We start from the raw sequence: 12,379 nt of genomic DNA on the forward strand, positions 1-12,379 counted from the left end.
TTATATTTGTTTAGTAAGTGTACATACCAAACTACCCTTTATATTTCATTGGTAAATGCACCACTTTTTTAGTTTCGAAGAAGTCTTCTTCATAAAAACTTGGTAAATCATAAATAGTAGCAGAAGTATATTTTGCTAACTCTTCAGATAAGTCACCTCCTTTTAAATACAATATCCCATTTTTTAAATCGTGATTTTGCTTTTTTGCAATTTTACCTTTATTCCAACGAACAAAAGTTTCCATTTGAGCAACCGCTCTACTTACAATAAAGTCGTACGTATCTTTTACTTCTTCAACACGACCATGCGTAGTTTTTACGTTTTCTAACCCTAATCCTTCAGCTACTTCATTTACAACTTTTATCTTCTTACCAATAGAATCAACTAAATGAAATTGTACTTCAGGAAATAAAATTGCCAACGGAATTCCAGGAAAACCTCCTCCTGTACCAACATCCATTACTTTAGCTCCAGATTTAAATTCCATCACTTTAGCAATACCTAAAGAATGTAATACATGTCGTAAGTATAACTCATCTATATCCTTACGAGAAACCACATTAATTTTCAAGTTCCAATCTTTATACAGTTCTTGTAATTTAGAGAACTGTTCAATTTGAGTTTCCGTTAAATTCGGAAAGTATTTAAGTATGATTTCCATAAAATTGTTAGTAAGCTGCAAAAATAGTTAAATGTTAACAAACAATTCCTAACAAAAACTGACGTTTATCATAAAAAGCAACCGTAAAAAGTATATTTTTGCCGTTCAAATAAACAACAAATGAAGACAATTAACTTCTCAAGAATAGACAACGCTAAGTTTTTTAGAACTCTAAACAAGCGCGTTAACACATATTTTAAAGAAAATAACATTAATCGTACTGGTAACTGGAAGCTATATTCTAAAGCCATTATTATGTTTGCTATATTTTTAGTTCCATTCATCTTAATTTTAACTGTTGACATGTCTCAATGGATTAAACTAGCACTTACTGTTTTAATGGGTGTTGGTATGGCTGGAGTTGGAATGAATGTAATGCATGATGCAAACCATGAATCTTTTTCGAAAAGAAAATGGGTAAATAAATTAATGGGAAGTAGCATTTATATTTTAGCTGGTAACGTATACAACTGGAAAGTACAGCATAATGTATTACACCATACATATACCAATATTCAAGAACATGATGAAGATATTGATGCTGGGAGAATTATTCGTTTTTCTAAACACGCACAATGGTTATGGATTCATAAATTTCAAAAATATTATTCGATATTCTTATATGGTTTACTAACTATAAACTGGGCAATTACTACCGATTTTAAACAAATGCATACGTATTTAAAAAGAAAACTATCTTATGGTGAATTCCCAAATCCTGCAACAGAATGGACAAAGTTGGTTATTTCTAAAGTAGCCTACTATGCACTTTGGATTGTTTTACCAATTGCAGTTATGAATATTGCTTGGTGGAAAGTTTTAATCGGATTTTTTGTAATGCACTATACAGCAGGTATCATTTTAAGTGTTGTTTTTCAATTAGCGCATATTGTACCAAAAACAGAAATGCCATTACCAGATAAAGATGGTAACATGAAAAATACTTGGGCAATACACCAATTATACACCACCTCTAATTTCGCACCAAAAAATTGGTTAGTTAACTTTTATACTGGTGGATTAAATCATCAAGTAGAACATCATATTTTCCCACATATTTCTCATGTTCACTACGATAAATTAGCGAAGATTGTTAAAGAAACTGCTAAGGAGTTCAATTTACCTTATCATGAATATCAAACAACTAGAAGAGCTATTATCGAACACTTTAAGCATTTAGCTGAGTTAGGGAAAAAACCTCAACTAGCGTAAACAACAACACACTATACAACACACAAATGTCACAACAATTATCAGACAGAATTAACAGTTTACCTGTTTCACAAACTTTAGCTATGGCAGCTAAAGCAAGAGAATTAAAAGCAGAAGGTAGAGACATTATTAGTTTAAGTTTAGGAGAACCAGATTTTAACACTCCTGATTTTATTAAAGATGCCGCTGTCGAAGCAATTAATCAAGATTATAATTCTTATACTCCTGTTGATGGATATGTAGAATTAAAAGAAGCTATTTGCGAGAAGTTTAAGCGCGATAACAACTTAACGTATGCTCCAAATCAAATTGTTGTTTCAACAGGTGCAAAACAATCAATTGCAAATGTTGCACAGGTTTTATTAAATCCAGGTGATGAAATTTTATTACCTGCTCCATATTGGGTAAGTTATTCTGCTATTGCAACTTTATGTGAAGCTAAATACGTAGAAATTCCTTCATCAATTGATAATGATTTTAAAATCACTCCTGAGCAATTAGAAGCTGCAATTACGCCTAAAACAAAAATGATTTTTTTCAACTCACCGAATAACCCAAGTGGATCTATTTATAGTGAAGAAGAATACAGAGCATTAGCTAAAGTTTTAGAAAAGCATCCTAATATTTATATTTTATCAGACGAAATTTACGAGCACATTAACTACGGTACAAAACCGTTTAGTTTTGCTGCTATCGAAAATATGTACGATCGTACCATTACTGTAAACGGATTAGCAAAAGCATTTGCGATGACAGGTTGGAGAATTGGTTTTATCGGTGCTCCACAATGGATTGCTAAAGCTTGTACTAAAATGCAAGGTCAAATTACATCTGGAACAAACTGTATCGCACAACGTGCTGCAATTACTGCTGTAAAAGCAGCTCCTGAAAAAGTACAATACATGGTTGATGAGTTTAAAACTCGTAGAAACCTTGTTTTAGATTTATTAGGAAAAATTGATGGATTCAAATTAAATGTACCAGAAGGTGCTTTTTATATTTTTCCAGATATCTCTGCTTTTTTCGGAAAAACAATTAAAGGCAAAGAAATTAAAAACGCTAGCGATTTTTCTATGCTTTTATTAGAAGAAGCAAACGTAGCTACAGTTACTGGTGAAGCTTTTGGGGCTCCAGATTGTATTCGTATGTCTTATGCTGCTTCTGAATTACAATTACGTGAAGCTATTAAAAGAATAAAAGAAGTTTTAAGTTAGATTTATAACTCACTTCATACCAAAACTCACTGTTTATGCAGTGAGTTTTTTGTTTTAAAAAACTAAAGCGACTAATACTAATGCGAACATTGAAACTTTTAAAATAGTACCTGTTTCACTATATATTTTCGAGCTATCCTTTTTTAAGCGACTCTTTACTCTTGATAAAGATTGGGCTTTTATTGACAGAATACTCTGACGTATTTCTTGTTTGTAACTTGATGTTAAAATTCCCCTTTCTAAAACTAAATTATTTGCTATTGATTTCATGATTATTGGTTTAATTGATTACATCTATTCGACGGCTATCAATAAAAAATGTTACATCGCTTTTAAGATGTAACACACAATAAATCAATCAGAAAAACAATAATAAAATCATCAATAACACAGTGAAATCAGTTTACTGAAATCGGTTAAAAAATCGAAAACACAGCTACTTTTTACAGTAAATTTTAACAATATTTAACTAAAAAAGCTAGATTTAAAATGGCACTTTAATCAACTTTTTACGCTTTTTCTTCTTTAATTTTTTCAAATACAATACTTTTTTATCATAATCGATAAATGCTTTTCCAGCTTCTAAAATATCTGCACCTATAATTCCATCAACCTTTTCGGCATCATGTTGTGTTAATGCAGTATTTACATGCGACAAGTCAAATAAAACTAAATTACATTGGTTAGTAGACCATTTACCAATTTTTAAAGAATTATTGTCAGATTTTTGAGTTTCCATATCAGTAGCTCCTGCTCCAGCAGCTTTTACTTCACTTTCTTCCGAAATCAACTTAAAGTGTTCAATTAAATCTAAACCTACGCAAGAATTTGAAGCGCCAGTATCTAAAATAAACTTTCCTTTTACCTCATTAATCTCTGCATTTAATTCTAAATGATTTGTTATGATCTTTTTAAGTTTTATTTTTATGTACTTCTTTTTTCGTAATACTTTTTTCAAACTTGCCATTTCTCGTACTTTTGCTTGCTGTAAATATACAGCAATTAATGATTACAGATACCCACACACATTTATACTCAGAGCAGTTTGATGAAGATAGAAATGAAATGATGCAACGAGCAAAAGAAACAGGAGTTCAACGTTTTTTTATTCCAGCAATCGATAGTTCGTATACGAATCGCATGTTCGATTTAGAAAAAAACTATCCGAATGATGTGTTTTTAATGATGGGCTTACACCCTACTTCTGTTAAAGAAAATTACAAAGAAGAATTGGCTCATGTAAAAGAATGGATCGATAAACGTAATTTTTATGCCATTGGCGAAATTGGAATCGATTTATACTGGGATAAAACATTTTTACCGCAACAGCAAGAAGCTTTTAGAACTCAAATACAATGGGCTAAAGAAAAAAAACTACCAATTGTAATTCATTGTCGTGACGCTTTTGATGAGATTTTTGAAGTACTAGAAACTGAAAAAAGTGATGATTTATTCGGAATTTTTCACTGTTTTACCGGAACTTTAGAACAAGCTAAAAAAGCAATTTCTTATAATATGAAATTAGGAATTGGTGGAGTTGCTACTTTTAAAAATGGTAAGATTGATAAATTTTTAAACGAAATAAACATTAAACATATTGTTTTAGAAACTGACTCACCTTATTTAGCCCCTACACCATATAGAGGAAAACGAAATGAAAGCTCTTACATAACTAATGTTGTAGATAAATTAGTTGATATTTATGGTTTAACTTTCGAAGAAATTTCGGAAATTACTACTCAGAATTCTAAAGAAGTATTTGGTGTTTAAAAAATTCCTTCCTCAAGACTTAATATTTTTAGTTGTAATTTTAATTGTTATCGCTTTTACTTTCTCAAACAAAAATGTTCTACCTCTTTATAACCAGCTAAATAAAAAAGAAATAAAAACTGTAGGTTTTATAAAAAAACTATCTTCTATTAAAACAAGAAAATACGTTGAATATAAATACTCCGTTCGAGGTAAAACCTATAATAATTCTCAACAAATAAATAGAGATGAGTATAACAATTTGTTAAATTTAAACTTTTATCCTATTGTTTATCATAATATCAACCCAGAAGTAAGCAAACTTCTCACCTCTGACAAACCTCTTTTACCAGAAAAATTAATAAGTGAAGGTGTTTTAATTAATGGTAAAATCATTAATATTTTGGAAGGGCATAAACCATATATAGATTTTTATATTGATTATATGTTTGAAAAGGAAAATTATTCATTTAGAACAAAGCTACATCAAGACAGTTTGAATTGTGGTACTTTAGAAAAATGCAGAAAAAACAAAGTTATTAAACTTAAAATTTCGAAAGAGTATCCTTTTTTTAATAATTTATATTTTAAAAGTAGAGATAGGCAAAAAAGAAGGTTTCAACATTTAGATTAATTTGAAAGCAGAAATCACATATTATAAAACTCCTATAGGAACTGCAAAAATTGTGGGTGATAAAAATGGAATTCAATCCGTTTCTGTTATTGATGATGCTATTGAAACCTCAACTGATATTCCCACTTGTTTAAAAGATTGCGTGAATCAACTAGAAGAATATTTCTTAGGTGCTAGAAAAGAGTTTGATTTAAAATTAAATCCACAAGGAACAGATTTTCAACAATCAGTTTGGAAAGAGTTATTAAATATCTCCTTTGGAAAAAGTAGAACCTATTTAGAACAAACCAAACAACTTGGAGACCCAAAAGCAATTCGCGCTGTAGCTTCAGCTAATGGAAAAAACCCTGTTTGGATTATCATTCCGTGTCATCGTGTTATTGGTTCAGACGGTTCATTAACTGGATATGCTGGCGGTGTTTGGCGTAAAAAATGGTTACTAGAGCACGAAAGTGGAAGTAAGCAGCAGAGTTTATTTTAATTCAAATTTCGTTTTTCAATAAAAAATTTCTTCATTAAAAAACTACATTCCTCTTCTAAAACGCCAGAAACGACTTTAGTTTTTGGGTGTAATTTAGTTTGCAATACACTAAATCCTAACTTTTGTTCACTTGCTCCGTAAACAATTTTACCTATCTGCGTCCAATAACTAGCCCCCGCACACATTTGACAAGGCTCTAATGTAACATATAGCGTACAATCTTTTAAATATTTTCCACCTAAAAAATCAGCTGCAGCTGTAAAAGCTTGCATTTCGGCGTGCGCAGTTACATCGTTTAATAACTCTGTTAAATTATGAGCTCTTGCAATAATTTGGTCTTTAAAAACGATGATTGCACCTACCGGAACTTCTCCTTTATCAAAAGCAATTTGAGCCTCTTGCAAAGCTTTTTTCATAAAGTAAGTATCATCAAAAGGATTTATTCCCATAGTGTTGAAAGCGTTTTAAACAAAAGTACCTCAAATTAGTTATTTTTACCAAAAATTACGATTTGATTTCAATCAACACATCTGATAATAAAAAAGTCTATTTTGCTTCCGATCAGCATTTAGGAGCGCCAACTCCAGAAGCTAGTTTTCCGCGTGAACAAAAGTTTGTGCAATGGCTAAATGAAGTTAAAAAAGATGCCGAAGCTATTTTCTTATTAGGTGATTTATTCGATTTTTGGTTTGAATACAAAACAGTTGTCCCAAAAGGGTTTGTTCGTGTTTTAGGGAAACTTGCTGAAATTAAAGACAGCGGAATTCCTATTTATTTTTTTGTAGGAAATCACGATTTATGGATGTCTGATTATTTTGAAAAAGAATTAAATATACCTGTATATCATTCTCCTCAAGAATTTAAAATTGATGATAAAATATTATTAATCGGTCATGGAGATGGATTAGGACCTGAAGACAAAGGGTATAAACGAATGAAAAAAGTTTTTACCTTTAAACCTTTTCAATGGATGTTTAGATGGCTACATCCAGATTTAGGAATTCGTTTAGGACAATATATGTCGGTTAAAAACAAACTAATTTCTGGTGATGAAGATGCAAAATTTTTAGGTGAAGAAAATGAATGGTTAGTACAATATTGTAAGCGAAAATTAGAAACCAAGCACTATGACTATTTTGTTTTTGGACACCGTCATCTTCCTTTAGAAATTAAACTACAAGAAAATAGTGAATACATAAACACAGGTGATTGGGTAAAATACTTTACCTATGGTGTTTTTGAAGAGAACAAACTTCAATTAAAGGAATATTAAAAAAAGGCGATGAAATCTCATCGCCTTTTTTATTCAGTAATATTTATTTTTTAAAACTTAAATGTTAATCCAGCTTTAAAAGTCATACCATTAAAACCAAATTGGTTTACTTCCCAAGGGTATCTAAAACGTCCTCCTAAATCTGTTACGACATCTCCTTTAGTATCAATTTCATCTGGATAAATATCAAATAGGTTATTAACCCCTAAATTTGCAGAAACCTTATCAGAAAAATCATATCCAAAAGACAAATCTGTTATTACTTTACCTCTAAATGTTTGATCTTTTCCTGGGTCTGTTGCATGTTGCCATTTTACCTCACCAAAATACGTGTTATTTAAACCTGCTCTAAACTTTCCAATCTCATAATTTCCTCCAAAAAGAACCTTCGTATTTGGTCTTGCACTTATAATCCTCGATTGTTCCTTTCTATTAAAAATAGCATTCTTATAATTTGCTAATTCATTAGGTACATTTACTTCCCCATCTAATTTAGTTCTATTAATATTTAGAGCTAGATTTAATGCTAGCTTACCTCCTGCTAAATCAATATTTCTACGGCGCATTGTATAATCAAATCCTTCAGTTTTTGTATCAACTGCATTAATGAAAAATTTAATACTCGTTATACTATTGTCATCTAAAATTTGTTGGATAGCAGCATTTGTATTTCCGTTATCATCTACTCCTCCAATTTCACCAGAAAACAATACTCTATCATTAACTCTTACATTATAATAGTCTAATGAAATGGTAAAATCTCTTGATGCTTTAACAGTTAAACCTGCAGAAATATTTTTCGAAGTTTCAGCAAACAAAGATGGGACTCCTAATTCTTTAATTCTAGGATCAACATTATTATATGTTCCTTGGTTAGAAATTGTTCCTCCAGAAACTAAAGTTTGTACGTTACTTAAATATACTTGATGTAAAGAAGGTGCTCTAAAACCCGTACTATATGATGCTCTTAATACTCCTGCTTCACCTATTTTATATCTTGAATTAACTTTCCATGAAGTATTTCCTCCAAAATCAGAATAGTTCTCATAACGAACCGCTCCACCAATTAAGAAGTCTTCAGAAACATCCCAATCTAAGGTTCCATATACTCCTACATTGGTTCTAGTTTCATTAACTTCATTAGATGGTTCTAAACCTCTAAAAGAAACTGATTCTGCTTTATAAGGATCTCCATTTGGATCTAAAACTGGTCCTTGAATATAAGAAGCCTCTTCTCCTGCTGTTACTTCAAAACGCTCTTGACGTGCTTCAACTCCTAATCCAATACTTACATCCTCTCCAAAAGATCTACTAACATCAAAATTTCCTATAATATTACTAAAAGCGTAAGCCCCAGCATCAAAGTTTGTAGGGCTATTTGCTCCTAAACTAAGATTTAAAGTATTATCAATTGTATAATCAACTGAGTTACTACCAAAAGTGGCGCTCAAATCTGCATCAAATCCTCCTAACTTAAATTTACTTCCTGCTGTAAATAAAATATCTTGAATATCTGTTTCGAAAGTAGGTTGAAAACCATTATAAGTTTCTCCTGATGGAGTTAACAACCCAAAATCTGGTACCCAATAAGGAGGTCTATACAAAGCAAAGCTTTTCCCTTGTCTTATATTAAATCCTCCAAACCCGTAAATTTTTGTGTTTTCATTTAAAGGGTATTCGGCATTGATAAATAAATCCCCTTTTTTCATTTCTGGTTGACCAATAGTCATACCCAAATCTGGATTATCTTTAGTCCACTGATTGTCTACCCCAAATAAACCATCTTTACCTGGTTCACCAGCTCTATCTGTATAATCTTGATAACTTAATCCTAATGTAGCATTTACAAATCCTCCATCACTAAAAGTAAACGTGTGATTTACATCTGCTGCTGCATTAAACCCATCTCCTTCTTTAGTAATACCAGAACTAAAATTAACTTGAGTATAATCAATATTTTTCTTTAAAATGATGTTAACAACACCAGCTACAGCATCAGAACCGTATTGGGCAGAAGCTCCATCTCTTAACACTTCTACTCTTTCGATAGCAGCTGTAGGAATACTTTTCATATCCGTACCTACTTCACCCTTACCTGGTGTATCGTTTACATAAACTAATGCACTTTGATTTTTACGCTTACCATTTATTAAAACTAATGTTCTACTTGGACCTAAACCACGTAAATCTGCTGGATCAAAATGAGCAGTTGCATCTGAAATCGTCTGATTACTTGCATTATATGAAGGAACTGCATACGTTAGCATTTGGTCAATACTAGTTTGCCCTGTAGCTTGTAATTCTCTCACACTCACATTATCAATTGGTACAGCTGAATCTAAAATTGTTCTTGGTTTAGATCGATTTCCTGTTAAAACTACCTCATCTAAAACATTATTCTCTTTAAGGGTTACAGCTATATACGAAGTTTTATAAACTGTTTCTTCTAAAGTTGAAAAACCAACGAAAGAGAACACTAAAGTTACTGGAATCTGTTTTACTCCAAGTATAAACTCTCCATTTTCATCTGTGCTTACCCCATTTGTAGTACCCTTCTCTAAAACATTAACGTAGGGTAATGGCGCTCCATTCTCATCTGTTACTTTACCTTTCATTTGTTGAGCTGACACAACTATAGTAGCCATAAATAAACTCATTACAAATAGTTTAAATTTTAAATTCATAGTATAAATTTTAAGATTAGTTACTAACAATAATACTAATTTTCAATTTAAAAAACACATTTACAACTAGTTAAAAACAATGCAATACCTTTTTTTAAAGATTATAATTAACATTCTTTTAAATACTTTTCATTTTTGCTTTAACCTTACTTTAACAGCAGTTATTTTCTTATTATTGTAGCTTTGTTTCACAAAAATTATAATATATTTCAATTACTATGGATATAGATGTAAGAGCTATAAATGAAAAGATAGAAAGAGAGAGTGCTTTTGTTGACTTATTAACCGCTGAGATGAATAAAGTAATCATAGGTCAAAAGTATATGATCGAGCGATTATTAATTGGTCTTTTAGGTAACGGACATATTCTTTTAGAAGGTGTTCCTGGACTAGCAAAAACTCTAGCGATTAACACTTTATCAAAAGCAGTTGAGGCAAGTTTTAGTCGTGTTCAATTTACACCAGACTTATTACCTGCCGATGTCGTAGGTACGATGATTTACAATGTAAAAGAAAATGATTTTGCTATAAAAAAGGGGCCAATTTTTGCAAATTTTGTTTTAGCTGATGAGATTAACCGTGCTCCTGCTAAGGTCCAATCTGCTTTATTAGAGGCAATGCAAGAACGTCAAATTACTATTGGCGATGAAACTTTTAAGTTAGACGAGCCTTTCTTAGTAATGGCGACTCAAAATCCTGTTGAACAAGAAGGAACTTATCCTTTACCTGAAGCTCAGGTTGACCGTTTTATGCTAAAAACAGTTATTGATTATCCAAAATTAGAGGATGAGCAATTAATTATGCGTCAAAATTTAAACGGAGGTTTTGCAAAAGTAAATCCAGTAGTTTCTGTCGATCAGATTATTAAAGCTCGTGAAGCTGTTAATGAAGTATATATGGATGAGAAAATCGAAAAATATATTCTTGATATTATTTTCGCCACTCGTTATCCTGAAAGATATAACTTAGAAAAATTACAGCCATTAATTAGTTTTGGCTCTTCTCCTCGTGGAAGTATTGCATTAGCAAAAGCTGCAAAATGTTATGCTTTTATTAAAAGAAGAGGTTATGTAATACCTGAAGATGTTCGTGCCATTGTAAATGATGTTTTAAGACATAGGATAGGAATTACTTATGAAGCTGAAGCAGAAAATATTACTTCTTTAGACATTATCAATTCAATTATCAACGAAGTTCAAGTACCATAAATAAATTTACTAGCGTCCTAACAACACAACAACAGGAAATAATTTACCCCCTTAAATTTGCTATAAATGACATTTAAATTAACAACGTACAAAACGTTAAAAGGAACAAAAGAAATTTTAGAATTAAAAAAGAAAAAAAGTACCGAAGCAATTATTTACAAAGATAACACCCCAAGTTATTATGTAGATTGTTTTGATTTACATACAGAATCAAACGTTATAATGAATAGTTTGGTTTTATGCCAACAACGAAAATTGAGTGATGTAATTAAAGAAATTGGCAAAAAAAATAATATAAATTTATCTATACAAGAAGCACCTTTTTTATCTTTTGAAAAAAGTGTAGAGTATACAGAAATGGAACTTCCTCCATTACCTGAATCTTGGTTAAATTAATGGATACAAAAGAATTACTAAAAAAAGTTCGTAAAATAGAGATTAAGACACGTCGTTTGTCAAATCATATCTTCGGAGGAGAATATCATTCAACCTTTAAAGGTCGTGGTATGACATTTTCTGAAGTTCGTCAATATCAATATGGTGATGACATTAGAGCCATCGATTGGAATGTTACTGCACGCTATAACGAACCTTATATTAAAGTTTTTGAAGAGGAACGCGAACTAACCATGATGTTGGTGGTCGATATTTCTGGTTCAGAATTTTTTGGTACTTCTGAGCAATTTAAAAAAGACACGGTTACCGAGATTGCTGCAACACTTGCTTTCTCTGCTATTCAAAATAACGATAAAGTTGGATTAATTTTATTTTCTGATCAAGTTGAATTATACATTCCTCCTAAAAAAGGAAAAAGTCATGTACTTAGAATTATTAGAGAATTAATCGAATTCCAACCTAAAAGTAAGCAAACCAACATTAGTGAAGCTTTAAAATTTTTATCAAACATTATGAAAAAGAAAGCGATTGTTTTTATGCTTTCTGATTTTATGGATGATAATTACGAGCGTACTTTAAAAATTGTTGGAAACAAACATGATGTTACAGGTATTCGTGTGTACGACAAACACGATGAAGAAATTCCTAATCTAGGAATGGTACCAATGACTGATGCTGAAACTGGAAAAACACATTTAATAAACACTAGCTCATCATCTGTTAGAACTCAATATAAAGCAAATGCTTTACGATTATCTGACTATTTTGAAACTACTTTTAAGAAAAGTGGCTCAGGAACAATTAGCACTCGTGTTGATGAAAGTTATGTGAAAAAATTATTAGGATACTTTAAAAGAAAAGGATAGT

At 31.1% G+C, this 12,379-nt stretch carries 14 protein-coding genes; 9 read left to right on the forward strand and 5 right to left on the reverse strand.

Annotated elements, in window-relative coordinates:
- Positions 1 to 31 precede the first annotated feature (31 nt).
- Positions 32 to 661 (reverse strand): 16S rRNA (guanine(527)-N(7))-methyltransferase RsmG, encoded by a 630-nt coding sequence (gene rsmG / locus H3Z83_RS06115; protein ID WP_182124600.1) that lies wholly within the window; start codon positions 659 to 661, stop codon positions 32 to 34.
- A gap of 120 nt (positions 662 to 781) precedes the next feature.
- Between rsmG and H3Z83_RS06120 the strand changes: the two genes are divergently transcribed.
- Both H3Z83_RS06120 and H3Z83_RS06125 read left to right on the forward strand, forming a co-directional pair.
- Entirely contained in the window at positions 782 to 1,873 is a 1,092-nt protein-coding gene (locus tag H3Z83_RS06120) for a fatty acid desaturase family protein (protein ID WP_182124601.1), read from the forward strand.
- A 26-nt stretch (positions 1,874 to 1,899) separates the two neighbouring features.
- A complete protein-coding gene (locus tag H3Z83_RS06125) occupies positions 1,900 to 3,087 on the forward strand; it encodes a pyridoxal phosphate-dependent aminotransferase (RefSeq protein WP_182124602.1) in 1,188 nt (395 codons plus the stop codon).
- A gap of 54 nt (positions 3,088 to 3,141) precedes the next feature.
- Here H3Z83_RS06125 and H3Z83_RS06130 read toward each other — a convergent pair whose 3' ends face one another.
- Entirely contained in the window at positions 3,142 to 3,357 is a 216-nt protein-coding gene (locus H3Z83_RS06130; RefSeq protein WP_182124603.1) for a hypothetical protein, read from the reverse strand.
- 214 nt (positions 3,358 to 3,571) lie between these two features.
- A complete protein-coding gene (locus tag H3Z83_RS06135; protein WP_182124604.1) occupies positions 3,572 to 4,054 on the reverse strand; it encodes a retropepsin-like aspartic protease in 483 nt (160 codons plus the stop codon).
- Between the two features lie 38 nt (positions 4,055 to 4,092).
- Between H3Z83_RS06135 and H3Z83_RS06140 the strand changes: the two genes are divergently transcribed.
- Genes H3Z83_RS06140 through H3Z83_RS06150 form a run of 3 tightly spaced genes read left to right on the forward strand, consistent with a single transcriptional unit; the run spans position 4,093 to position 5,951 of the window.
- On the forward strand, positions 4,093 to 4,857 hold the full coding sequence (locus H3Z83_RS06140; RefSeq protein ID WP_182124605.1) for a TatD family hydrolase: 765 nt from the start codon (positions 4,093 to 4,095) through the stop codon (positions 4,855 to 4,857).
- Positions 4,850 to 5,470 (forward strand): hypothetical protein, encoded by a 621-nt coding sequence (locus tag H3Z83_RS06145; protein ID WP_182124606.1) that lies wholly within the window; start codon positions 4,850 to 4,852, stop codon positions 5,468 to 5,470. Before H3Z83_RS06140 ends, H3Z83_RS06145 begins: the two co-directional genes overlap by 8 nt.
- 1 nt (position 5,471) lies before the next feature.
- Positions 5,472 to 5,951, forward strand: coding sequence for a methylated-DNA--[protein]-cysteine S-methyltransferase (locus H3Z83_RS06150; protein WP_182124607.1), 480 nt, complete (start codon positions 5,472 to 5,474; stop codon positions 5,949 to 5,951).
- Here H3Z83_RS06150 and H3Z83_RS06155 read toward each other — a convergent pair.
- Positions 5,948 to 6,400, reverse strand: coding sequence for a nucleoside deaminase (locus tag H3Z83_RS06155; protein WP_182124608.1), 453 nt, complete (start codon positions 6,398 to 6,400; stop codon positions 5,948 to 5,950). The genes H3Z83_RS06150 and H3Z83_RS06155 overlap by 4 nt on opposite strands.
- A gap of 62 nt (positions 6,401 to 6,462) precedes the next feature.
- Between H3Z83_RS06155 and H3Z83_RS06160 the strand changes: the two genes are divergently transcribed.
- Positions 6,463 to 7,224 (forward strand): UDP-2,3-diacylglucosamine diphosphatase, encoded by a 762-nt coding sequence (locus tag H3Z83_RS06160; RefSeq protein WP_182124609.1) that lies wholly within the window; start codon positions 6,463 to 6,465, stop codon positions 7,222 to 7,224.
- Between the two features lie 50 nt (positions 7,225 to 7,274).
- On the opposite strand, the gene H3Z83_RS06165 is transcribed toward H3Z83_RS06160, so the two are convergent.
- A complete protein-coding gene (locus H3Z83_RS06165) occupies positions 7,275 to 9,908 on the reverse strand; it encodes a TonB-dependent receptor (RefSeq protein ID WP_182124610.1) in 2,634 nt (877 codons plus the stop codon).
- Between the two features lie 218 nt (positions 9,909 to 10,126).
- Between H3Z83_RS06165 and H3Z83_RS06170 the strand changes: the two genes are divergently transcribed.
- From H3Z83_RS06170 to H3Z83_RS06180, 3 genes are all read left to right on the forward strand, one after another.
- Positions 10,127 to 11,116: an AAA family ATPase gene (locus H3Z83_RS06170; RefSeq protein WP_182124611.1), complete on the forward strand. Its 990-nt coding sequence runs from the start codon at positions 10,127 to 10,129 to the stop codon at positions 11,114 to 11,116.
- A 66-nt stretch (positions 11,117 to 11,182) separates the two neighbouring features.
- Positions 11,183 to 11,512, forward strand: a complete 330-nt coding sequence (locus H3Z83_RS06175; RefSeq protein WP_182124612.1) for a hypothetical protein — start codon at positions 11,183 to 11,185, stop codon at positions 11,510 to 11,512.
- Entirely contained in the window at positions 11,512 to 12,378 is an 867-nt protein-coding gene (locus H3Z83_RS06180) for a DUF58 domain-containing protein (protein WP_182124613.1), read from the forward strand. The genes H3Z83_RS06175 and H3Z83_RS06180 overlap by 1 nt, the downstream gene beginning before the upstream one ends.
- The last annotated feature ends 1 nt before the right edge of the window (position 12,379 follow it).

Origin of the sequence: Tenacibaculum pelagium (genome assembly GCF_014062345.1) — a bacterium.
Classification (GTDB): domain Bacteria; phylum Bacteroidota; class Bacteroidia; order Flavobacteriales; family Flavobacteriaceae; genus Polaribacter; species Polaribacter pelagius.